The 23406-nt window shown below is 41.6% G+C and carries 18 protein-coding genes, 1 tRNA gene and 1 pseudogene; 13 read left to right on the top strand and 7 right to left on the bottom strand.

Going from position 1 to position 23406, the window contains the following annotated elements:
• Positions 1-4 precede the first annotated feature (4 nt).
• From DY200_RS03525 to tsaB, 4 genes are all read left to right on the top strand, one after another.
• Entirely contained in the window at positions 5-2851 is a 2847-nt protein-coding gene (locus tag DY200_RS03525) for a DNA translocase FtsK (protein WP_115586944.1), read from the top strand.
• 184 nt (positions 2852-3035) lie between these two features.
• Positions 3036-3899 carry a KPN_02809 family neutral zinc metallopeptidase gene (ypfJ, locus tag DY200_RS03520; protein ID WP_115586943.1) on the top strand — a complete coding sequence of 288 codons (864 nt, stop codon included), beginning with the start codon at positions 3036-3038 and terminating at the stop codon, positions 3897-3899.
• A 122-nt stretch (positions 3900-4021) separates the two neighbouring features.
• Positions 4022-5095, top strand: coding sequence for a 3-deoxy-7-phosphoheptulonate synthase AroG (gene aroG / locus DY200_RS03515; RefSeq protein ID WP_005596886.1), 1074 nt, complete (start codon positions 4022-4024; stop codon positions 5093-5095).
• A 103-nt stretch (positions 5096-5198) separates the two neighbouring features.
• Positions 5199-5891 (top strand): tRNA (adenosine(37)-N6)-threonylcarbamoyltransferase complex dimerization subunit type 1 TsaB, encoded by a 693-nt coding sequence (tsaB, locus tag DY200_RS03510; RefSeq protein ID WP_115586942.1) that lies wholly within the window; start codon positions 5199-5201, stop codon positions 5889-5891.
• 440 nt (positions 5892-6331) lie between these two features.
• Here tsaB and DY200_RS03505 read toward each other — a convergent pair whose 3' ends face one another.
• Entirely contained in the window at positions 6332-6913 is a 582-nt protein-coding gene (locus DY200_RS03505; RefSeq protein ID WP_005596891.1) for a thymidine kinase, read from the bottom strand.
• A 59-nt stretch (positions 6914-6972) separates the two neighbouring features.
• The gene (zapB, locus tag DY200_RS03500) at positions 6973-7191 is read right to left on the bottom strand and encodes a cell division protein ZapB (protein ID WP_005596893.1); all 219 of its coding nucleotides are present in this window, start codon (positions 7189-7191) and stop codon (positions 6973-6975) included.
• A 184-nt stretch (positions 7192-7375) separates the two neighbouring features.
• Here zapB and glpX point away from each other — a divergent pair, with 184 nt between their 5' ends.
• Positions 7376-8374, top strand: coding sequence for a class II fructose-bisphosphatase (gene glpX, locus DY200_RS03495; RefSeq protein ID WP_115586941.1), 999 nt, complete (start codon positions 7376-7378; stop codon positions 8372-8374).
• Positions 8375-8436: 62 nt separating this feature from the next.
• On the opposite strand, the gene DY200_RS03490 is transcribed toward glpX, so the two are convergent.
• From DY200_RS03490 to mazG, 5 genes and pseudogenes are all read right to left on the bottom strand, one after another.
• Complete coding sequence (locus DY200_RS03490) at positions 8437-9210, bottom strand: Nif3-like dinuclear metal center hexameric protein (RefSeq protein WP_115586940.1); 774 nt, start codon at positions 9208-9210, stop codon at positions 8437-8439.
• Between the two features lie 94 nt (positions 9211-9304).
• Positions 9305-11227 carry a MacB family efflux pump subunit gene (locus DY200_RS03485; RefSeq protein WP_115586939.1) on the bottom strand — a complete coding sequence of 641 codons (1923 nt, stop codon included), beginning with the start codon at positions 11225-11227 and terminating at the stop codon, positions 9305-9307.
• Positions 11228-11370: 143 nt separating this feature from the next.
• Entirely contained in the window at positions 11371-12771 is a 1401-nt protein-coding gene (cpxA, locus tag DY200_RS03480; RefSeq protein ID WP_115586938.1) for an envelope stress sensor histidine kinase CpxA, read from the bottom strand.
• A gap of 63 nt (positions 12772-12834) precedes the next feature.
• A pseudogene (locus tag DY200_RS03475) lies at positions 12835-13563 on the bottom strand (response regulator).
• Between the two features lie 93 nt (positions 13564-13656).
• On the bottom strand, positions 13657-14436 hold the full coding sequence (mazG, locus tag DY200_RS03470) for a nucleoside triphosphate pyrophosphohydrolase (protein ID WP_115586937.1): 780 nt from the start codon (positions 14434-14436) through the stop codon (positions 13657-13659).
• A gap of 338 nt (positions 14437-14774) precedes the next feature.
• Here mazG and accD point away from each other — a divergent pair, with 338 nt between their 5' ends.
• The 8 genes from accD to truB all read left to right on the top strand — a co-directional run bounded on the left by accD (position 14775) and on the right by truB (position 23389).
• Complete coding sequence (gene accD / locus DY200_RS03465; RefSeq protein ID WP_005604033.1) at positions 14775-15668, top strand: acetyl-CoA carboxylase, carboxyltransferase subunit beta; 894 nt, start codon at positions 14775-14777, stop codon at positions 15666-15668.
• Positions 15669-15724: 56 nt separating this feature from the next.
• A complete protein-coding gene (gene folC / locus DY200_RS03460) occupies positions 15725-17029 on the top strand; it encodes a bifunctional tetrahydrofolate synthase/dihydrofolate synthase (RefSeq protein ID WP_115586936.1) in 1305 nt (434 codons plus the stop codon).
• Between the two features lie 86 nt (positions 17030-17115).
• Positions 17116-17192 (top strand) — tRNA-Met (locus tag DY200_RS03455).
• Positions 17193-17412: 220 nt separating this feature from the next.
• On the top strand, positions 17413-17874 hold the full coding sequence (gene rimP / locus DY200_RS03450) for a ribosome maturation factor RimP (RefSeq protein WP_005596913.1): 462 nt from the start codon (positions 17413-17415) through the stop codon (positions 17872-17874).
• A 16-nt stretch (positions 17875-17890) separates the two neighbouring features.
• Positions 17891-19372, top strand: coding sequence for a transcription termination factor NusA (nusA, locus tag DY200_RS03445; protein WP_115586935.1), 1482 nt, complete (start codon positions 17891-17893; stop codon positions 19370-19372).
• Between the two features lie 21 nt (positions 19373-19393).
• Entirely contained in the window at positions 19394-21916 is a 2523-nt protein-coding gene (infB, locus tag DY200_RS03440) for a translation initiation factor IF-2 (RefSeq protein ID WP_115586934.1), read from the top strand.
• Positions 21917-22087: 171 nt separating this feature from the next.
• Positions 22088-22471 (top strand): 30S ribosome-binding factor RbfA, encoded by a 384-nt coding sequence (rbfA, locus tag DY200_RS03435; protein ID WP_014991505.1) that lies wholly within the window; start codon positions 22088-22090, stop codon positions 22469-22471.
• Positions 22472-23389 carry a tRNA pseudouridine(55) synthase TruB gene (gene truB, locus DY200_RS03430; protein WP_115586933.1) on the top strand — a complete coding sequence of 306 codons (918 nt, stop codon included), beginning with the start codon at positions 22472-22474 and terminating at the stop codon, positions 23387-23389. It begins immediately after the preceding gene.
• Positions 23390-23406: the final 17 nt, after the last annotated feature.

The raw sequence follows: 23406 nt of genomic DNA, 5'->3' as shown, positions 1-23406 counted from the left end.
ATCGGTGATTGAACGATTAAAACCGCGATTAAAGGGTAAAGAGAATTTAATCAATCTGATGTTTATCTTACTGGGATTACTCGGATTATATTTAATCGTGGCATGGGCAAGCTATAGCCCGCTGGATAACGCTTGGAGTGTAGGAAGCAGCGTGACGGAACTGGAAGTATTAAATAAGACGGGAGCTTTAGGCGCTTGGTCTATTGATTTACTTTATACTTTTTTAGGGAAAGTTGCCTTTATTGTACCGTTTGCTTTACTCGGCATCGCCGCATATTCTCTTATATTGGGATTAGCTAAAGAATGGACGTGGAAACGTTTGCTATTCCGAGCCGTTAGCTTTCTGTTATTTATAGCCGGTTTAGCCGGACTGTCCGGTGTAGTTTTTTCAAATAGTGCTTATTATGTATCCGGCGGTTTTATCGGCGGAATATTTCAGACGTTATTAGCGGATGTTATCGGTCAATTCGGCGCATTATTCGTTGCAATGATCTTTACCGCAGTAGGTTTTTATTTCTGTTCCGGACAATTATTACTGCCGCTATTAGCTCGATTTTATGACTGGATTGTAGCAAAAGATGAAGCTAAAACGGTAAATGATAATACAGTGACGGAATTGCAACAAAATGACGAAAATCAACCGCTTGTTGATAACGAATCGTTAAAGCATTCTTCTGTAGCAAATGAAAATACGGAACAGGAGCAATTAACCGATCTTTCGTTATTCAATAGACCGAATATTAGCGGATTACATAAAGAGCAAGAAATATCTGAAGATGCTTTAACCAATCCCGCTATGTTTAAGGTGGAAAAAGAATTAGATTTACCGAAAATTAATATGCAAGGGCAAGAGTTTTCTACTGAATTAGCGACAAATTCAGCGGAGGAGTATGTTGCCGACCTAGACTCGCCGATTTTACCGAAAGTTCGCTTAAATGTACCGTTAGCGGATAATTCCTATGAAGAACCTGCGGTTAACCATGTCGAAACAAGCGAATCTCCGGAAGAAGACATCACAACCGAATTACAAGATCCGACGGTAATGCCTGCTTTTGTACAGGAAGTTAAACCAACCGTTCGTTTGCAATCGATAGAAGAAACCGAAACGGATTACGAGGCGGAACTAGCCAGAGAATTTGTACAGGCCGAACAAATGCGTTTGGCACAAATGGAACAGCGTGCTAAAGCGCAAGGACTGGAGCAAGCGTTTGAGCAAATTATCAATAGCAAATCTGAAGTTGTCGTGCCAACGGTAAAAATGGCGAATGAATCGGAAAATGCGCTGTCCGTATCCTCGAATAAATCTTCCGACTATCCGAAAGGATACGGTAATACGTTGATACACCCGTTATTACAGCGAAGCCATAGCGTTGAAAAACCGACCACGCCGTTACCGACCTTAGATTTATTGGATGAAGCGCCACGTCAAACGCAGCAAATTACCGAGCATGAGATTGTTGAAACCTCTCATCGTTTAGAAAGTGCGTTAGCCAATTATGGGGTAAAAGCAACGGTCGAAGACGTATTGGTCGGTCCGGTTGTTACTCGTTATGAAATTAAACCGGCTGCCGGTGTAAAAGCGGCGAAAGTGGTCGGATTAGCCAGCGACCTTGCCCGTGAATTAATGTTCAAAGCGATTCGTATTACGGAAGTAGTACCGGGTAAACCTTATATGGGGATTGAAACGCCGAATAAGCAACGTGAAACGGTTTGGCTTCGTGACGTATTAAACAGCGATGCGTTTAAACACAGTAAGGCGACATTACCGATGGCACTCGGTAAAGATATTAGCGGCGAGCCGATTGTCGTCGATATGGCGAAAATGCCGCATTTGTTGGTTGCAGGGCAAACCGGCGGCGGTAAATCGGTCGGTGTCAATACTATGATCTTAAGTTTATTGTTTAAACTTTCGCCGGAACAAGTGCGTTTTATTATGATCGACCCGAAAGTAGTCGAGCTTTCCATTTATAACGATATTCCGCATTTATTAACGCCGGTCGTTACCGATATGAAAAAAGCGGCAAATGCGTTACGTTGGGCGGTGGAAGAAATGGAACGCCGTTATTTATTAATCAGTCATTTAAACGTGCGTAATATCGAAGGTTATAACGATAAAATCGAACAAGCGGCGGCAATGAACTTCCCGATTCCCGATCCGACTTGGCGTCCGGGAGATTCAATGGATCAACTGCCGCCGGCGTTAGAAAAACTCAGCTATATCGTACTGATTGTGGATGAGTTCGCCGATTTAATGATGTCTGCCGGCAAAGAAGCGGAAGAGTACATTATGCGTATAGCGCAAAAAGCACGAGCGGTCGGAATTCACTTAATTCTTGCAACGCAGCGTCCATCAACCGACGTAATTACCGGCGTGATTAAAGCGAATATTCCGAGCCGTATCGCCTTTACCGTCGCAAGCCAAATCGATTCTCGTACCATTTTAGATGCAGGCGGTGCGGAAGCGTTGCTAGGGCGCGGCGATATGTTGTATTCCGGCGCGGGGAGTCCTGATATTATTCGTATTCACGGTGCATTTATGAGTGATGCGGATGTGCAACGAGTGGCGGATAACTGGCGTGCAAGAGGCAAACCGCAATATTTGGAAAGCATTGTCGCTTCCGTCGAAGAAAGCGAAGGCACTAGTCGTGCAGACAGCGGTGCGGACGTAGATCCTCTTTTTGACGAAATCGTCGAGTTCGTAATTGAAAGCGGCGTAACTTCGATTAGCGGTATTCAGCGCCGTTTCTCGCTCGGTTTTAACCGAGCGGCGCGTATTGTTGATCAAATGGAAGCCCAAGGCATTATTTCCGAACAAGGTAAAAATGGAAAGCGTGAAATTTTAGCCAGATAAATAGCGACATTGTCACGTTATTTTTATAAAGCAAGCGGTTGAATTTTTCCCTAAATTTGCAAACTTTAAGGAAAATTCGACCGCTCTTTTATTGCCGACTAAAACAAATCAATTACTTGTAGGATATAGATTGATATTCGTATAAAATTAATACCGTATTTTTACTTTAATTAAGGAAAGCAATATGCGTTTAGATAACGAAAGAGAAAGTTTGAATGTGGAAGATCGCCGCGGGCAATCCGGTTATGGTGCTCGTCGTGGCGGCGGACTAGCCAAAGGCGAAATTTTAGGTTTTATTATCGTATTGGTCGGCGCTTATTATGGGGTCGATTTAACCGGCTTAATGGGTTATAGCGATTCATCGTCTTATCCGCAACAGCAAACGACTCAGATGCAAACTTCTGCGGAAGAAGAAGAGCTAAATACGATTGCCCGTAAAGTGTTATATACTACGGAACGTATTTGGGGCGATTATTTTAAACAAAACGGTTTGACTTACAGAGAGCCTAAATTAGTGCTTTATCGAGGCGTTACGCATACGGCTTGCGGAACGGGTCAATCTGCGATGGGGCCGTTTTATTGTCCGGCGGATCAAAAAGTTTATCTCGATTTATCCTTTTATGACGATATGAAATCACAATTAAAAGCATCGGGTGATTTCGCATTTGCCTATGTAATTGCGCATGAAGTCGGACATCACGTACAAAATTTATTAGGGATTAGCGAACAAACGCAACGAGCGCAACAAACCGCTCGCAATCAAGCGGCGGCTAATAAAATTTCCGTGAATGTAGAGCTTCAAGCCGACTGTTTTGCGGGAGTTTGGGGTTATCAAATTCAAAAAGAAGGCAAATTGGATGCCGGTGACGTAGAGGAGGCTTTCGTCGCCTCACAAGCCGTAGGCGATGATCGCTTACAGAAACGCTCTCAAGGTTATGTCGTTCCCGATAGTTTTACTCACGGTTCATCCGCAGAACGCTTAACTTGGTTCCGCAAAGGGCTACAATCGGGTAATCCTGCCGTTTGTAATACTTTTACAAGCCGTTAATTCAGACAAATGGTTTTGTACTAGTAAAATAGTTCAAAATCATTTGACATACTTCTCTAATTCATCTACTTTAGTTCCACCCTTATTAATTTTGCCTATAATTTAAAACAAGAGAGCACACAATGTCTTATAAAAATGATGATCTTCGTATTACGAATATTGAACAACTTTTACCGCCGGTTGCGCTATTGGAACGTTTTCCCGCAAGCGATATTGCCGCCGAAACCGTAGAAAAAGCACGTAAAGCCATTCATAAAATTATTCACGGTGCGGACGACCGTTTATTGGTGGTGATCGGACCTTGTTCCATCCATGATCCTAAAGCGGCGCTAGAGTATGCACAACGTATAAAAACAATTCGTGCGAATCCTAAGATTAATCAAAACCTTGAAGTGGTAATGCGCGTTTATTTTGAAAAACCGCGCACGACCGTCGGTTGGAAAGGGTTAATCAATGATCCTTATCTTAACGAAACTTACGCGTTAAACGACGGTTTACGTATCGCTCGTAAAGTATTATCGGATATTAACGATTTAACCGTACCGGCGGCAGGCGAATTTTTAGATATGATCACACCGCAATATATGGCGGACTTTATGAGTTGGGGTGCAATCGGTGCACGCACGACCGAATCGCAAGTTCATCGTGAATTAGCGTCCGGTTTATCTTGTGCGGTCGGCTTTAAAAATGCGACAAACGGCGGTGTAAAAATCGCATTAGATGCAATCGGTGCGGCGGAAGCTCCGCATCATTTCTTATCAGTCACCAAATTCGGACATTCCGCAATTGTTTCTACGGCAGGTAATCCGGATTGCCATATCATTTTACGCGGCGGTGATAAAGGGACGAACTATGATGCCGAATCGGTCGCCAAAGTATGTGCGGATATCGAGAAATCCGGTCGCCGACCGCACGTAATGATTGATTTCAGTCATGCCAACAGCCAAAAACAATTTAAACGTCAGATGGACGTTTGTGCGGACGTATGCCGACAAATTGCAAGCGGTTCGGAACTGATTTCCGGTGTGATGATTGAAAGTCATTTAGTGGAAGGTCGCCAAGAATTAGGTGACGGTAATTTAGCGCATTTGGTTTACGGACAAAGTGTAACGGATGCCTGTATCGGTTGGGAAGATAGCGAAAAAGCGTTGTTTGCTTTGGCTGATGCGGTTGAACAACGCCGCAAACATATTTAATTCAGTAAATTTATCAAAACACGGAAATAGAGGGTTTTACAAAATTCTTTGTAAAATTGACCGCTTATTTCCGTGTTTTCTGTCGTTTTAAGGTAATAAATTCATGAACAAAACCATTCTTGCTATTGATACAGCTACGGAAGCCTGTTCGGTAGCGTTACAACATAACGGAAAACTAACTTCATTAGATGAATTAAGTCCGAGAACACACACACAACGTATTTTGCCGATGATTGACGAATTATTGGCACAAGCGAATATTTCCATTAAACAAGTGGATGCGCTCGTATTTGGTCGAGGCCCGGGAAGTTTTACCGGTGTACGAGTCGGAGTGGGAATCGCTCAAGGGCTTGCAATGGGAGCAAATCTACCCGTAGTACCGATTTCTAACTTATTGGCTATGGCACAAGCCGCTTATGAGCAAACGGGCGCAACAAATGTCGTTGCACTGATTGACGCTCGTATGAACGAAGTTTACTTTGCCCAATATGAAAGAGTGGAGCAAACTTGGCAAGAAATTGTAACCGAGCAAGTATGTTCTCTGGAATCCGCAATTAATCAAATTCAACTTAAAGCAAATACCGTCGTCGTCGGTACCGGTTGGGCGGCATATTCACAATTTGCAGAGGCAAAACTCCCCCTTTCAATCAGTGATATTACCTTACCTTCGGCAAAATCAATGCTTAAATTGGCAGAACTGGAATTAGAGCAGGGTAAAGCGCTATCCGCGCTACAAATAGAACCCGTCTATTTGCGTAATGAAGTCACTTGGGAAAAATTGCCTCACAAACGATAAATCGTTTTACTTATTCTTTTGTATAAAAATACAAAAAATATGAGAAGGGTACGCATAAAAAACGTACCTTTTTTATTTTGTAAGATCCTACAAAACCCTCTCCGATAATAAATTCCTCTGTATATTCCTGCTTACAAGCACGTAAATAGCATTAATCCGCACATATATTGAGCAAATGCTCACATTTAAGCGTATAATTTAAACATTGTCATACCTAAATTGGAGTGTAATGCGGATCTTGGAGTGAGTGTTTTTAGCTTGCTTATCTTTGTAAATAGATCGTTACACTCCATTTTACTGAGCGAATGCTCACTTATTATTTAACTGAAAGACGAAATAAAGACTTAAATGTAGGAGATAAAAACTGAGGAAAAGAAAGATAAAGAAAAAGCGGTTGTCTTTGTAAAAAATCTTGTAAAAACAACCGCTTATAAATTAGATTAGAGTTTATTGAGTTTTTGTTTGTAATGATAACGGCATACGGAAAGATATTTATCATTTCCGCCGATTTGAATTTGGTCTCCGTCGGCGACCGCTTCACCTTTTTCGTTCATACGAATCACAAAATGCGCTTTTCGACCGCAATCGCAAATCGTTTTAAGTTCTTGCAGTTCGTCCGCCCATGCCAATAGGTATTGACTGCCTTCAAAAAGTTCGGCTTGGAAATCGGTACGTAAACCATAACAAAGCACCGGAATCTTAAGTTTATCCACCACGTCGGTTAATTGATAGACCTGCGCTTTGGTCAAAAATTGGGCCTCGTCAATTAAGATACAGTGTAACGTTTCTGTTTGATGAGCCAGTTCGATTTCGTTAAATAAATTAGTGTCCGACTGAAACAATAATGCTTCTTGTGAAATTCCGATACGAGAACTAACTTTACCGATGCCGTAACGATCATCAATCGCTGCGGTATAAACCAACGTATTCATACCTCGTTCTTGGTAATTATAAGAGGATTGAAGCAGGGTGGTTGATTTGCCCGCATTCATTGAGGAGTAATAAAAATAGAGTTTTGCCATAATGTTATACAAATAAAAAACGGCTAATGCAAATTAGCCGTTCTATTGAAAAGGAACAATTATACGTTATCGATTTGACCTAGAAGCGAGCGTAAACGATCTTGGAAACTTTGTTGCTCGGATTTTAATTGTTCGTATTCTTGGCGTAATGTTTCTTTTTCTTGCTCTACGGTAGTATTTTTTTCTTTTAATTCTTCCACTTCTAATTGGAGTAATTGAATGGTTTCCACCGCTTGTTTAATTTTTTCTTCAAGTTGGTCAAGAATTGGTAATGACATAATTGGTTCCCTCTTAAAAACAGATATGTAAAGTGTAAGAATTATAACTCAATTAGGTGTTGATTTCATTGAAAAGTTCATACATTTTGGAATTTTTCTTCATTTGCCGATTTTTTAGTAACCTAATCGATTGCGAGCTGATAAAATATAAATAATATCGGTTATTTTATATAAGGAACATAAGATGAAACGTGCTATTTCTTTTGAGTTTTCTCGGGTAACGGAAGCTGCCGCACTTGCCGCTTACGAGTGGATCGGTCGAGGTGATAAAAATGCCGCAGATGATGCTGCGGTTAAGGCAATGCGCTTAGTATTAAATAAGATGGAGATCCGTGGTGAAATCGTTATCGGCGAAGGGGAAATTGATGAAGCGCCGATGTTATATATCGGTGAAAAAGTAGGTCGTTCTCAACCGGAAGATAGAGAGGTAGCGATTGCGGTGGATCCGATTGACGGTACTCGTATGACGGCGATGGGGCAAGCCGGGGCGTTATCGGTTTTAGCGGCAGGTAGCAAAGAAACGTTTCTCCAAGCACCGGATATGTATATGGAAAAACTGGTGGTGGATAGCGAAGCAAAAGGTATGATCGACTTGGATCTGCCGCTTGAGCAAAATATTCGCCGTGTTGCGTCTAAAAAAGGCAAATTGCTTACACAAATGACGGTGGCAATCTTGGCGAAACCGCGTCACGATGAAATTATTAAAACCGTGCAGAAATTAGGTGTAAAAGTTATGGCGATTCCTGACGGCGACGTTGCCGCCGCAGTACAATGTTGCTTACCGGATAGCGATTTGGATTTAGTTTATGGTATCGGCGGTGCGCCGGAAGGAGTGGTTGCCGCCGCTGCGGTTCGCGCTTTAGGCGGCGATATTCAAGGTCGCCTTATTCCTCGTAATCAAGTCAAAGGTAATTCGCCGGAAAATCTTTCCGCCGCAGAAAAAGAGCTTTCTCGCTGTGCGCAAATGAATGTACCGGTTAATAAAGTATTAAAATTGGAAGACTTGGTACGTGACGATAATGTGTTGTTTGCCGCAACGGGTATTACTACCGGCGATTTGTTAAAAGGCGTGCAACGCAAAGGCAGTATGATGTTTACCGAAACGTTATTAATTCGAGGTCGTTCCCGTACGATTCGTAAATTGGCTTCTTATCACGATATTTCTCGTTTATCTGAAGACTAAATCCCAGTAAAAAAGTCGTATCTTTTCCGATACGACTTTTGCATTTTAGGTTCTTTCAAAGATTACGCCGGATTATCAATATCAATAAATTCCACTTCTAAGCCGTATTCTTTTGCCAGCCATTCGCCGAGTGCTTTTACGCCGCCTCGTTCCGTTGCGTGGTGTCCGCAAGCGAAGTAATAAATACCTTGCTCACGTGCGGAATGGGTAGTCTGTTCCGAAATTTCACCGGAAATAAACGCATCACAACCTTTACTTGCCGCTAAATCGATATAACCTTGTCCGCCCCCGGTACAAATGCCGACTTTTCGGATTAATTTATGCGGATAATCCGCAATAAATTCATGGCACAAAATTGGTTTACGATTAAGCGCTTGTTCGATACGCTTCGCTAATTCTTGTGCGGAAATCGGCGTATCCAGCGCACCATAGACAGGAATGGAATTAGGACGATCTTCCAAGCCTTGTAGATTCGTCACACCTAATTTCGCCGCCAATTGTGCGTTATTGCCTAATTCCGAATGAATATCCAACGGCAGGTGATAACCGAATAAATTAATGTCATTTACGAGTAATTGTTTGATGCGTTTACCTTTCATTCCGCGAATGCAAGGCGATTCGCTTTTCCAAAAATAACCGTGATGCACCAAAATCGCATCGGCCTTTTTCTCTATCGCTTTTTCAATCAGCGGCAGACTTGCGGTCACGCCAGTAATAATTCGTTGAATATGCGTCTTACCTTCCACTTGCAAGCCGTTCGGTGCATAGTCTGTAATCGCTTTGCTATTTAATTTTTCATCAATAATTTGTTCAAGTTCGAGATTCGACAGTCCCATTTTTATTCCTTTTTTTTAAAAGAAAAACAAGCGGTTAAAATTTATGAAAAATTTGCAAATTTAACGCTAAATTCAACCGCTTGTCGTGAATGAATTACTCTTGTGCCAATGCGGTAATCGGATTGAGTTTGGAGGCGTTTTTTGCCGGCATATAACCGAATACGACACCGATTAACGTAGAACAGAATACCGCCAATACTACGGAAGCAGGCGAGAGAATCATTTTGAAATTTGTACCTAAGGTATTGAACGAGAAAATTATCGCAATTGCAAACAGAATCCCGATAATACCGCCTAATAAACAGATTAATATCGCTTCAATTAGGAATTGCTGCAAGATATTATTTTGTTTTGCTCCGATTGCCATACGTACGCCGATTTCTTTAGTACGTTCCGTTACCGATACCAACATAATATTCATTACACCGATACCGCCGACAATCAAAGAAATCATCGCAATAGACGAAATCAATAATTTCATCGTATTGGTGGTACTGGTAATCGTTTGTTTGATGGTATCGCTGTTCATCACAAAGAAATCTTTTTTACCGTGCTTAGCGGTAAGTAGTTCGTTAATGCTTTTTTCCGCCGTTTGGCTTTCAACATTGTCTTTCACTTTTACCGTCAATGAATCGATAAATTTTTCGCCGGAAATACGTTGCATAAGCGTAGTATAAGGCATCCACATTTTTAAACTGGTTTGATTCAAATTATTTGATTCTTGTGCCATACCGATAACGGTAAGCGGTTTTTTATCCACCAAAATGACCTTGCCTTCGACGGGGTCGGTTAAACCGAGATCTTTTTTGGTATTGCCGTCAATCACGACAACTTGTGATGATAATTTAACTTCATCGGCATCAAAAAAACGCCCTGAAATCATTTTCAACCCTTTAACATTGACAAATTGTTCGCCTACGCCATTGATTGAGGCGGTTACATTCGTATTGCCGTAAATCACCGTACCGCTTAAATTACTCGAAGGGGTGGTACTATCTACAAATTGTTGCTTGTTCAGCATCATAGCGTCACTAATGGTTAAATTTTTAGTCAAATTCGCTCGACGATCGCCGAAACCGGTACCGTTCATAATCGTCATAGTATTGGTACCCAAGCTATTAATATTGGAAAGGATTTGTTGCTGAGAACCTTGTCCTAATGCCACAACGGAAATTACCGAGGTAATACCGATTACAATGCCCAACATGGTTAATAATGCACGTAATTTATGTGCCGTAATCGCATTAATCGCCATTTTAAACGATTCGATTAATTGGTCAAAAAAACGCGGTTTTTTATATTCACGCTTAGTGAGTTTCAGATCTTCCGAATAAGGTTGCTGACGTTCGTCTCGAATAATATAGCCGTCTTTAATTTCAATGATTCGACTGGCATTCGCCGCAATATTCGCATCATGGGTCACCATAATAATCGTATGACCTTCTTTATGCAGATCTTTTAAGATCTCAAGTACGGTTTCACCGCTTTTTGAATCCAATGCACCGGTAGGTTCGTCTGCTAAAATAATTTCGCCGCCGTTCATCAAAGCTCGGGCAATACTGACACGTTGCTGCTGACCGCCGGAAAGCTGATTCGGACGATTTCCCGTTTTATCGGCTAAGCCGAGTTTCTCTAATAATTGATTAGCCCTTGCTTTACGTGAAGTATTGTCCATTCCCGCATAAATTGCAGGGAGTGCAACGTTTTCGTTTGCCGTAAGAGCGGGGAGCAGGTTATAACGTTGAAAAATAAAACCGAACTTACGCTGACGTAAATCGGAAAGTTCGTCGGACGTCATATTTAACGTTTCTTTTCCGTCAATTTTACATACGCCGGAACTTGCGGTGTCTAAGCAACCGATAATATTCATTAAGGTGGATTTACCCGAACCGGAAGCACCGATAATCGCAACAAAATCACCTTGTTCAATAGTAAGATTAATGTTCTTTAATACATGTGCGGTATTTTCACCCGAACCGAAATATTTGTTCAGTTTTTCAATTTCAATCAGTTTCATTTTATTGCCGATATTCTTAGATAGGGTACTTAAACGAATTTTAGCGTAATAGATTATGTATTTAAATATATAAAGAAAGGTTATAGAGTAGAAACAAGCGGTCATTTTTGCTTAATTTTTTGCAAAATAAACCGCTTGCTAATTTATTCAATCCATAAAGGTAACTTAATTTCAATTCTTAAGCCGCCTAACGGACTTTTCATCGCTTGTACGCTACCTTTATGCTGTTGAACCGCATTCGCCACGATAGCAAGCCCCAGCCCCGTACCGCCGGTTTGACGGTCACGAGCTTCATCGACACGATAGAAAGGACGGAATATTTGTTGATATTCGGTTTCGGGAATGCCTTTGCCATCATCATCAATCGCAATAATTAAATCCGTATTATCAATATAAGTCAGAACCTTAATGCTTTTCTTGGCATATTTTTGTGCATTACGAATAACATTTTCCATGGCACTTGCCAAAATATTTTGGTTACCGTTAATAAAGAAATTTTCAGGATGCGTTATTCGCTGACTAATAAATAAATCAAGATGATTTTGTTCGGCATCGAATTTCGCATCTTCCAACAAATCGTCCCAAATTTTATTTATAGAGAAAATTTCGCGGGTCAAATGCTGATTGACTTGTTGTCGCGAGAGAACTAATAAATCATGAACCATGGTATCCAATTTTTGGATTTGATTTTCGATCCGAGTTAGTTCCGGCGATTCGCCGTTACGGCGACGAATTAATGCGGTTGCCAAATGCAAGCGTGCAAGCGGCGTTTTCAGTTCATGCGAAATATCAGATATTAAACGTTGTTGGTGTAAAGTTAAATCTTGTAATGAAGTGATCATTTGGTTAAAACTTTTCCCCACTTCACGTAACTCGTTAATGCCTTCCGTTTCTAAAGCGGGGTTTATAGCAAAGTTACCGGTAGCCACCGCATTGGCCGACAGACGAAGCGCTTTTACCGGACGAGAGATTTTCCATGACAGCCATAATAGAATAGGAATACTTACCCCCAGTACAATCAATAACATCAGCCACGGCGAATCAAAAATTTGATTGAACAGTTCTTCTTGAGGATCAACGGACTGGGCGAAATATTGGAAATATTCCCTTTTATTGGATTTTACTAAAAACGGACCGTATATTTCTAAATTACCGAAGCGACGTTGTAACGGTTCTGCCGGACTATCCGCTCGGTATAAAAATACTTGGAACGATTTTATCGTATGCGGATCAACACCGACAAAAACACCCGTTTTCCAGTCTAATAGGATAACGTCAAAGCCGTTTGTCGTCGCTACGGAAAGTTTACGCTCAAAAATTTCGTCTAAATTATATTGCATTTCCGTACTATGACTTTCTTGCTGGAAAAAATCTCGTTCATCCGTTTCAATCGGTAAGAATGAACGGGCATCAAAATTAGGGATGGCCAGTGTAATAGCAAGTAAGATAGCGAAAGTTAATCCGAAATAAGCAAAAAGTTGGTAAGCAAGATAATTTCTCACCGATTTAATCTTACTTAAGATATAAGCAATATATTTAGACATGAATTTTTACACTTAATTTAAAAAGAAAATCCCTCGATAAGCGAGGGATTTCAAAAAAAGGATTTATTTTTCAGTAACGAGTAAATAACCTCGACCGCGTAATGTTTTAAACCAAGGCAAGTTATCGTTTCGTTCCGGTAATTTTTTACGAAGATTAGAAATATGCATATCGATAGCACGATCATAAGGAGTAAGGCGTTTGCCTAAAATTTCTAAACTTAATCATTCACGGGAAAGAATTTGCCCCGGATTGCGCATTAACATTTGGAGTAATGCAAATTCCGTACCGGTCAGATCTAAATCTCGACCTTCAAAAATTGCTTGTTGGCGACCCGGATGCAATTCGACACCGCCGAATGAAAGTTGTTTGCTATTTTCTTCCGGAGACTGGTTGGAATAAGTAATGACATCGGGATTTGATAAAATATTGGACGTCGTACGACGTAAAATCGCTTTAATACGAGCAACTAGTTCGCGATCGTTAAAAGGTTTAGGTAAATAATCGCCTGCGCCTAATTCTAAACCGAGGACGCGATCAATTTCATCGTCTCTGGCGCTTAACATCAATACCGGCGTAGAGTGTTTTTGACGTAATTGTTTTAAGGTTTCAATACCGTTTAATACCGGCATCATCACATCTAAAAGGATAAGATCATAACTTTGTAATTCTAATTCCGTAAGTGCATCTTGGCCGTTATGCACACAATGAATCTCGAAACCTTCCAGCGAAAGTAATTCGGCTAACAGTTCCGTCAGTTCAATATCGTCATCAACGAGTAAAATTCTAGGCATAAATAATTCCTATTTTTATTTAATTATGTTTATTACTGTAACTAATTGACATAGTTATGATAATTTACAACTTTATCAAGGTTTGTCAATTCATTATAGTGATTTTATTTGATCCCAAATAAAATCAAGTTCGTGCAGAGAGCATTCTTGTACGGATTTCCCTTGCGCTTTCACTGCGTTTTCCACTTTTCTAAAACGGTTTTCGAATTTAACGTTCGCATTCCGTAAACTTGTTTCGGCATCAATTTTATAATGGCGGCAAAGATTAACGGCGGCAAATAGGAAATCTCCCAGTTCTTCTTCCAATTTACTTGCACTTTGAGGGTATTGCGCCATTTCATCTTTGACCTCCTGCAATTCTTCTTCGACTTTAGCCAATACGGCGTGCGGATTATCCCAATCAAACCCGACTTTAGCGCAACGTTTTTGCAGTTTATTTGCTCGAGTTAATGCCGGTAAAGCGAAAGGAACATCATCTAAAACGGACTCCTGTTGTCGGCGTTTAGTTTCGGCAGCTTTTTGTTCTTCCCAGTTTTTTAAAGCTTCTTCACTGTTTGAGGCGGTTTTATCGCCGAATACATGAGGATGTCTGTAAATTAATTTTTGATGAATGTCATTTAGTACGTCGTCAAAAGTAAAAGTTCCTTCTTCTTTTGCCAATTGACTAAGAAATACGACTTGTAATAATAAGTCGCCTAATTCTTCGCGCAAAGAGGCTCTATCTTTAGTATGAATGGCTTCTGCGACTTCGTAAGTTTCTTCTAATAAGCAGGGGAGCATAGAATCGAAATTTTGTTTTATATCCCACGGACAGCCCGTTTCGGGATCACGTAATTTTGCAACGACTTCAAGAAATTGATTGATAGTAGCCATAAACTTTTCCGGTTAATTTATATAATATTTCGCTTATTTTGGCAGGTTAGTGATGAGATTCAACTAAAAATTCACACTTTCTACAGAAAATTGTTAAAATAATCAAAATGAACAAGTTTTCTAATGTGGAAATATGGCGGCTGAAAAATTAACAAAGAAACGATTAATACAAATTTTAGTGATGTTATGTATTCTCATCGCTGCATTTATTTATCGTACTTACACATATAGCTGATATTTCGGCTGATCAGAGCAGATTGTACGACTAAAGCATATTCAAAAGGCTGAATTTATGCTTTAATAACAATAATTTTTTGTCAAAAGAATAAGGTTAAAAAATGAGCTGGATTGAAAGAATTTTAGGTAGAACCTCTTCATCGTCAAGCAGTAGCAAATCTAAAGTGCCGGAAGGCGTTTGGACAAAATGTACCAGCTGTGAACAGGTGCTATACAGCGAAGAACTTAAACGTAATATGCACGTTTGCCCGAAATGTAATCACCATATGCGTTTTGATGCACGTACTCGTTTATTATCGTTATTAGACCAAGATAGCGCACAAGAGATTGCGGCGGAATTAGAACCGCAAGACGTCTTAAAATTTAAAGATTTAAAAAAATATAAAGATCGTTTAACCGCAGCGCAAAAACAAACCGGTGAGAAAGACTCTTTTATTACCATGTACGGTACGTTACATAATATGCCGGTTGTGGTTGCATCATTTAACTTTGAATTTATGGGCGGCTCAATGGGCTCGGTTGTCGGTGCGAAATTCGTGCGTGCGGCTGAGCGAGCTTTAGCGGACAATATTCCGTTTATCTGTTTCTCGGCATCTGGCGGTGCTCGTATGCAAGAAGCATTGTTCTCTTTAATGCAAATGGCGAAAACCAGTGCGATCTTAGCGAAAATGCGTGAAAAAGGCGTACCGTTTATTTCCGTATTAACCGACCCGACATTAGGTGGCGTTTCGGCAAGTTTAGCGATGTTAGGCGATATTAATATTGCGGAGCCTAAAGCGTTAATCGGTTTTGCCGGCCCGCGTGTTATCGAACAAACCGTACGCGAAAAACTACCGGAAGGTTTCCAACGTGCAGAGTTCTTATTAGAACACGGTGCGATTGATATGATTGTGCAACGTAAAGATATGCGTGATACGCTTGCTCGTTTATGTGCGAAAATGACCAATAAGCCAACGCCTTTTAAAACGGCAGAATTAATTGTTGAAGAAGCCTAATTTTCTTTAAGTATAACTTAAGCCACGTGATACGTGGCTTTCTTTTTAAGAAAGATATGATGAATACTTTAACTGTTCCGACTATTAATGATAACCTCGCCATATGGTTGGATTACTTAGAAAAATCACATTTTAAGCCGATTGATATGGGCTTAGAACGCATTAAAGGCGTAGCACAAGAATTAGACTTACTTCAACCGGCGCCTTATGTTATCACCGTTGCCGGTACTAACGGCAAGGGTTCAACTTGCCGTTTATTAGAAGTAGCTTTGCTAAAAGCCGGTTATCGAGTCGGCGTCTATTCATCGCCTCATCTAATTCGTTATAACGAACGGGTAAGAATTCAAGGCGACTTACTCAATGACGAAGCGCACGTGCAATCATTTGCAAAAATCCAACAAAAAAAGACCGCTTCTTTAACCTATTTTGAGTTTAGTACGCTTTCGGCGTTGCAACTTTTTAAAGAAGCAAATTTGGATATCGTCATTTTAGAAGTTGGACTTGGCGGACGTTTAGACGCAACCAATATTGTTGATCCGCATTTAGCGATAATTACTTCAATCGATATCGATCATGTGGATTTTCTTGGTGATAACAGAGAAGACATCGGGCGAGAGAAAGCGGGCATTTTCCGTGAAAATATACCGGTGATTATCGGTGAACCGGATTGCCCGAGAAGTATTTTACAACAAGCGAAAGCCCTTAATTGCCAAGTAATAAGACGTAATGTGAATTGGAAGTATTCCGTAGAAATTAACCGCTTCCACTGGCAATCGGAATTTATTGATTGGCAAGATTTACCGATGCCGCAAATTCCTATTCCGAATGCCGGTACCGCTTTAGCCGCTTTGGCTCAGCTTCCGTTCGAAATAAATGAACAAGTGGTTAGAGCCGCATTGCAAGAAGCACAAATGACCGCACGTTTCCAAACGTTAACCGAACAAGATTTTGCAAACTTTTCCGGAAAGCGACCGCTTGCTCAAGTGATCATTGATGTCGGACACAATCCGCATGCGGCAAAATATTTGGCAGAGCGACTAACGTCACTAAAACAGGCGAACCAAAAGATTTATGCGGTATTTAGTGCATTAGTCGATAAGGATTTAAGCGGAATCGTAACGCCGTTAGCCAATATCATTGACGAATGGCATTGCGCCGGTTTAGCCGGATATCGAGGACAGTCAGGTGAAGCGGTCTATCAAAAACTTGCAAACGTTTTGCCAGATTCGACCGCTTGTTATTACCGAACCGTTCCCGAAGCGGCTGAATCATTATTCGCCAAAGCGAGTAAAACCGACATTATCCTGATTTTCGGCTCATTCCACACCGTGAGCGATTTTTTGATTTGGGTTGGGCAGTAATTTGTTGCTTTGTTCACCAAACGAAAATAAATTCGCAAAAAGTGCTTGTATTGGTTTTAGAAATCTCTATAATAAGCCACATCAGACGCGGGGTGGAGCAGCTTGGTAGCTCGTCGGGCTCATAACCCGAAGGTCGTTGGTTCAAATCCGGCCCCCGCAACCAGTTTTAAGGCTCATAGTTTTGGTTAAAACTGTGAGTTTTGTTTTATATAGTCTGTACTGATTTTCGATAACGAACATAAACGTACAAAATATGGTATAAAACAAACCGCTTAAAGCCCCACGGTTTTCCGTCTGGGGTTTTTTTGTGGCCGGTACATCATAATCGTATCAAAAGAGCTGGTTAAGGCTCTTTTTTTATATCTGTCATTTAGGAGGCTTCCTTGGCAACTTTAGAACAAAAATTAGAAGAACTCGTTTCCGATACCATTGAATCAATGGGCTGCGAATTAGTCGGTATCGAGTGTCAGCGAGCAGGACGTTTTTTAACCGTACGCTTATATATTGATAAAGAAGGCGGTGTAACGATTGATGATTGTAGTGATGTGAGCCGTCAAGTGAGCGCAATTCTGGATGTTGAAGATCCGATTGCGGATAAATACAACTTAGAGGTTTCATCACCGGGTTTAGATCGCCCACTATTTACCCTTGCTCATTACCAACGTTTTATCGGGCAAGAGATTGTAATTCATTTACGTATTCCCATGTTTGACCGTCGTAAATGGCAAGGCAAATTAGAGAGTGTGGAAGGCGATTTAATTACACTTACTGTAGATAACGAAGCTCGTCAATTTGCATTCGGTAATATTCAAAAAGCAAACTTAGTTCCAGTTTTTAATTTCTAGAAGGTTAATCCCAAAAATGAGTAAAGAAATTTTATTAGCCGCAGAAGCGGTATCTAACGAGAAGTTACTGCCAAAAGAAGCTATCTTTGAAGCGCTTGAAACGGCATTAGCCATTTCGACTAAAAAGAAAAAAGAGATGGATATTGATGTGCGTGTGGTTATCGACCGTAAAACCGGTGATTTCCAAACTTTCCGCCGCTGGATTGTGGTTGAACAAGTACATAACATGACACGTGAGATCAGCTTAGAAGCGGCGCAATACGAAAATCCTAGCGTGCAATTAGGCGATATCGTTGAAGACGAAGTGGATTCGATTCCGTTCGACCGTATTACGATGCAAACCGCACGCCAAGTGATCAGTACAAAAATTCGTGAAGCGGAACGTAATAAAGTGATTGAACAATTCCGTTCACAATTAAATACCATCATTACTGCAACCGTTAAAAAAGTAAACCGCGAGCAAATTATCTTGGATTTAGGTAATCAAGCGGAAGCGGTAATCGTGCGTGAAGATATGCTTCCGCGTGAAAACTTCCGTCCAGGCGACCGTGTACGCGGCGTATTATATGCGATCAAACCGGAATCAAAAGGCCCGCAACTTTTCGTAACACGTGCAAAACCGGTCATGTTGGAAGAGTTATTTAAACTTGAAGTACCGGAAATCGGTGAAGATGTGATTGAAATTAAAGGCGCATCTCGTGATCCGGGTTCTCGTGCGAAAATCGCAGTGAAATCACACGATAAACGTATCGACCCGGTAGGTGCTTGTGTCGGTATGCGCGGCGCACGTGTGCAAGCAATTAGTAACGAATTGGGCGGAGAGCGTGTGGATATCGTACTTTGGGACGATAATCCGGCGCAATTTGTCATTAATGCAATGGCACCGGCGGAAGTTAGCGCGATTGTCGTGGATGAAGATAAACATGCGATGGATATTGCGGTTGAAGGTAAAAATTTAGCCCAAGCAATCGGTCGTAACGGTCAAAACGTACGCTTAGCGACACAATTAACCGGCTGGACGTTAAATGTAATGACTACCGAAGATTTAGATAAGAAACATCAAGCGGAAGATAACAAAGTTATTAGTTTATTTGTTTCTGCGTTAGAAATCGACGATGAATTCGCTCAATTATTAGTGGATGAAGGCTTCTCTAGCTTAGAAGAAATCGCATTCATTCCGGTAAGCGAATTAACCGCAATTGACGGTATCGAAGATGAAAATCTAGCGGAAGAATTACAAACTCGTGCGAAAAACGCAATTACCGCAAAAGCGTTAGCGGAAGAAGAAGCGTTAAAACAAGCGCATATTGAAGATCGTTTATTAAATTTAGAAGGTTTAGATCGCCATATTGCATTTAAACTGGCTGAAAAAGGCATCACAACGCTTGAAGAACTGGCGGAACAAGCAACTGACGACCTTTCGGATATTGAAGAATTATCAGCGGATAAAGCAAGCGAATTAATTATGGCTGCACGTCAAATTTGCTGGTTTAGCTAATCGTTGTGAGGAGATAAAACAATGAGTGATAACGAAATTAAAAACGAAGCGCCTAAAAAATTGAGCTTACAACGTCGTACTAAAACTACTGTCGCGGACGGTAAAGTTCAAGTTGAAGTACGTAAGTCACGTAAAATTGATACGGCAGCGGTTAAAAAAGCGCAGGAAGAAGCGACGTTAAAAGCGAAACAAGAAGCGGAAGCAAAAGCTCAAGCGGAAAAAGCGGCAGAGCAAGCGAAGGCGGAAGCAGAAGCGGCTAAAAAAGCGGAAGAAGCAAAAGTAGAAGCGACCAAAAAATCCGCACCTGCCGTACCGGTAATGCCGAACAGCAAACCGAAAGCAGCCGCACCGAAAGCGGAACAACCTAAACAAGAAAAAGCGCTTGATCCGGAAAAAGAAGCGAAGAAAAAAGAAGAAGCTGAACTTCGTCGTAAACAAGAAGAATTAGCGCGCCAAAAAGCGGAAATGGAAGCAAAACGTGCGGCGGAAAATGCCCGTCGTTTAGCGGAAATCGCTCGTGAAGAAGCGGCTGAAAACGGCGAAGAATTTGAAGATGATCGTTTCACATCTTCTTATGCGCGTGAAGCGGATCGCGATAACGACCGTCGTAGCGAAGCAAACCGCGGACGTGGTAAAGGCGGTGTAAATAAAGCGAAAAAAGGCGATCGTGAAGATAAAAACGAACGTAACGCAGACCGTCGCAACCAAAAAGATGTGAAAGGTAAAGGTAAAAATGCGAAAAAAGGTTCGGCATTACAACAAGCTTTCACTAAACCGGTTCAAGTGAACAAAGCGGATGTCGTTATCGGCGAAACCATCACTGTTGCGGAACTTGCGAATAAAATGGCGGTAAAAGCAACCGAAATCATCAAAACTATGATGAAAATGGGTGAAATGGTTACGATTAACCAAGTTATCGACCAAGAAACCGCTCAACTTGTTGCGGAAGAAATGGGTCATAAAGTAATTTTACGTAACGAGAACGAACTTGAAGATGCGGTAATGGAAGATCGTGACGTGGATGCGGAAAAAGTAACACGTGCGCCGGTTGTTACCATCATGGGTCACGTTGACCACGGTAAAACCTCATTACTTGACTATATCCGTAAAGCGAAAGTCGCTGCCGGCGAAGCGGGCGGTATTACGCAGCATATCGGTGCTTATCACGTTGAAACCGAAGACGGCAAGATGATTACCTTCTTAGATACTCCGGGACATGCGGCGTTTACCTCTATGCGTGCTCGCGGCGCGAAAGCAACGGATATCGTGGTACTTGTCGTAGCGGCGGATGACGGTGTAATGCCTCAAACAATCGAAGCGATTCAGCACGCACGTGCGGCTGGTGCGCCGATTGTGGTTGCGGTAAACAAAATTGATAAACCGGAAGCGAATCCTGATCGTGTAGAACAAGAATTGCTTCAACACGAAGTGGTTTCGGAAAAATTCGGTGGCGATGTGCAATTCGTACCGGTTTCAGCGAAAAAAGGTTTAGGTATCGATGACTTGTTGGAAGCGATTTTACTTCAATCGGAAGTATTGGAACTAACGGCGGTTAAAGAAGGTATGGCAAGCGGCGTGGTAATCGAATCTTACCTAGATAAAGGTCGTGGTCCGGTGGCAACCATTCTTGTTCAATCCGGTACATTAAACAAAGGCGATATCGTACTTTGCGGCTTTGAATACGGTCGTGTACGTGCGATGCGTGATGAAAACGGTAAAGAAGTGGATTCTGCAGGTCCGTCTATCCCGGTTGAGGTTTTAGGCCTTTCCGGCGTACCGGCTGCCGGTGACGAAGCAACGGTTGTACGTGACGAGAAAAAAGCACGTGAAGTAGCGTTATTCCGTCAAGGTAAATTCCGTGAAGTGAAACTTGCTCGTCAGCAAAAAGCGAAACTTGAAAATATGTTTAGCAATATGACGGCAGGTGACGTTGCAGAATTAAACGTAATTGTAAAAGCGGACGTACAAGGTTCGGTAGAAGCAATCTGTCAATCATTAGCGGAACTTTCAACCGACGAAGTAAAAGTGAAAGTAGTGGGTTCCGGTGTCGGCGGTATTACCGAAACGGATGCAACATTAGCGGCAGCTTCAAATGCGATTATAGTCGGTTTCAACGTACGTGCGGACGCTTCTGCTCGTCGTGTTATCGAAGCGGAAAACATCGACTTACGTTACTACTCAATCATCTACGAATTGCTCAACGAAATCAAAGCGGCAATGAGCGGTATGTTACAGCCTGAGTTCAAACAAGAAATCATCGGCTTGGCTGAAGTACGTGACGTATTCCGTCATCCGAAATTCGGTGCGATCGCAGGTTGTATGGTAACCGAAGGTGTGGTTAAACGTAACAACCCAATCCGCGTATTACGTGATAACGTGGTCATCTTTGAAGGCGAGTTAGAATCTCTCCGTCGCTTTAAAGATGACGTTTCGGAAGTACGTAACGGTATGGAATGCGGTATCGGCGTGAAAAACTATAACGATGTGAAAGTCGGCGACCAAATCGAGGTATTCGAAGTGGTTGAAGTGAAACGTAGTATCTAATCTCGTTTCATTACTCACAAGCGGTCAGATTTCTGCATGAATTTGCAAAAATTTAGTGGAAACTGACCGCTTGTTTTTGGCTTAACATCGCTAAAAAAGACAAATTAGGGTATAATCCCAACAAAATTTTGAGGCGCTTTTGGAGTGCCTCGTTTGCATTTTGGAGAAAACATGAGCAGAGAATTTAAACGCAGTGATCGTGTAGCGCAAGAGTTACAAAAAGAGATCGCTGTCATTTTACAACGAGAGGTAAAAGACCCTCGTATCGGGATGGTAACGGTATCGGATGTGGAAGTAAGCCGTGATTTGGCGTATGCGAAAATCTTCGTAACATTCTTATTCGATAATGATCAAAGCGCAATTGAACAGGGTATGAAAGGCTTAGAAAAAGCAAGCCCGTATATTCGTTCGTTAGTCGGTAAGGCTATGCGTTTACGTATCGTACCGGAGCTTCGTTTTATTTACGATCAATCCTTAGTCGAAGGTATGCGTATGTCTAACCTTGTCTCGAACGTGATTAAAAACGACGAAGCTAAACATAAAGAGGAAGAATAGGTGTCCAGACCTCGTAAAAAAGGGCGTGATGTTCACGGCGTATTTTTATTAGATAAACCGCAAGGAATGTCGTCAAACGATATTCTGCAAAAGGTTAAACGCCTGTTTCAAGCGAATAAAGCGGGGCATACCGGCGCATTAGATCCGCTTGCGACCGGTATGCTGCCGATTTGTTTGGGTGAAGCGACTAAATTTTCGCAATTTTTGCTTGATTCGGACAAACGTTATCAAGTTACTGCAAAATTAGGCGAACGTACCGATACGTCGGACGCAGAAGGGCAAGTCGTTGAAACCCGTGCGGTGAACGTAGGTGAAGCGGAAATTATTACGGCATTGGAGCAATTTCGCGGCGATATTTTACAAGTGCCGACTATGTTTTCCGCATTAAAACATAACGGTAAACCGCTCTATGAATATGCTCGCCAAGGCATTACGGTAGAAAGAGAAGCGCGCCCGATTACGATTTTCGAATTGCGTTTTATCGAATATGTCGCACCTTATCTTACGTTAGAGGTACATTGCTCGAAAGGCACTTATATTCGTACTTTAGTCGATGATTTAGGCGAAATATTGGGCTGTGGCGCGCACGTGACGGTTCTACGCCGTTTAGCGGTGGCAAATTATCCGATTGAAGCGATGATGAGCTATGCGGATTTGCAAAATTTAAGTGAAAACCAACCGCTTGAAGAATTAGATAAATATCTTTTACCTTTAGGTACCGCAGTAGAAAGCCTACCGAAACTAAACTTAACCGCAGAGCAGACTAAGGCGGTCGGTTTCGGTCAAAGAGTGAAATTTGAAAATAACGATCAAATTTACGGGCAAGTTCGTTTGTTTTCGGATAATATGCAATTTCTCGGTGTCGCGGAAATTACGACCGATAATGTCATTCGCCCAAGCAGAATGGTAAATATTTAATTTACAAGCGGTCGGTT

The organism is Actinobacillus lignieresii, assembly GCF_900444945.1.
In the GTDB taxonomy this organism is placed as follows: domain Bacteria; phylum Pseudomonadota; class Gammaproteobacteria; order Enterobacterales; family Pasteurellaceae; genus Actinobacillus; species Actinobacillus lignieresii.
Note: the sequence above shows the minus strand (reverse complement) of the source record. Positions and strands in the feature narration are given on the sequence as shown.

Excerpts from the sequence above, each read along its gene's own strand:
- tsaB (WP_115586942.1), top strand. The coding sequence starts at position 5,199 with ATGAACAAAACCATTCTTGCTATTGATACAGCTACGGAAGCCTGTTCG.
- aroG (WP_005596886.1), top strand. The coding sequence starts at position 4,022 with ATGTCTTATAAAAATGATGATCTTCGTATTACGAATATTGAACAACTT.
- folC (WP_115586936.1), top strand. The coding sequence starts at position 15,725 with ATGATGAATACTTTAACTGTTCCGACTATTAATGATAACCTCGCCATA.
- nusA (WP_115586935.1), top strand. The coding sequence starts at position 17,891 with ATGAGTAAAGAAATTTTATTAGCCGCAGAAGCGGTATCTAACGAGAAG.
- infB (WP_115586934.1), top strand. The coding sequence starts at position 19,394 with ATGAGTGATAACGAAATTAAAAACGAAGCGCCTAAAAAATTGAGCTTA.
- ypfJ (WP_115586943.1), top strand. The coding sequence starts at position 3,036 with ATGCGTTTAGATAACGAAAGAGAAAGTTTGAATGTGGAAGATCGCCGC.
- rbfA (WP_014991505.1), top strand. The coding sequence starts at position 22,088 with ATGAGCAGAGAATTTAAACGCAGTGATCGTGTAGCGCAAGAGTTACAA.
- DY200_RS03505 (WP_005596891.1), bottom strand. The coding sequence starts at position 6,913 with ATGGCAAAACTCTATTTTTATTACTCCTCAATGAATGCGGGCAAATCA.
- accD (WP_005604033.1), top strand. The coding sequence starts at position 14,775 with ATGAGCTGGATTGAAAGAATTTTAGGTAGAACCTCTTCATCGTCAAGC.
- zapB (WP_005596893.1), bottom strand. The coding sequence starts at position 7,191 with ATGTCATTACCAATTCTTGACCAACTTGAAGAAAAAATTAAACAAGCG.
- cpxA (WP_115586938.1), bottom strand. The coding sequence starts at position 12,771 with ATGTCTAAATATATTGCTTATATCTTAAGTAAGATTAAATCGGTGAGA.
- glpX (WP_115586941.1), top strand. The coding sequence starts at position 7,376 with ATGAAACGTGCTATTTCTTTTGAGTTTTCTCGGGTAACGGAAGCTGCC.
- DY200_RS03485 (WP_115586939.1), bottom strand. The coding sequence starts at position 11,227 with ATGAAACTGATTGAAATTGAAAAACTGAACAAATATTTCGGTTCGGGT.
- mazG (WP_115586937.1), bottom strand. The coding sequence starts at position 14,436 with ATGGCTACTATCAATCAATTTCTTGAAGTCGTTGCAAAATTACGTGAT.
- DY200_RS03490 (WP_115586940.1), bottom strand. The coding sequence starts at position 9,210 with ATGGGACTGTCGAATCTCGAACTTGAACAAATTATTGATGAAAAATTA.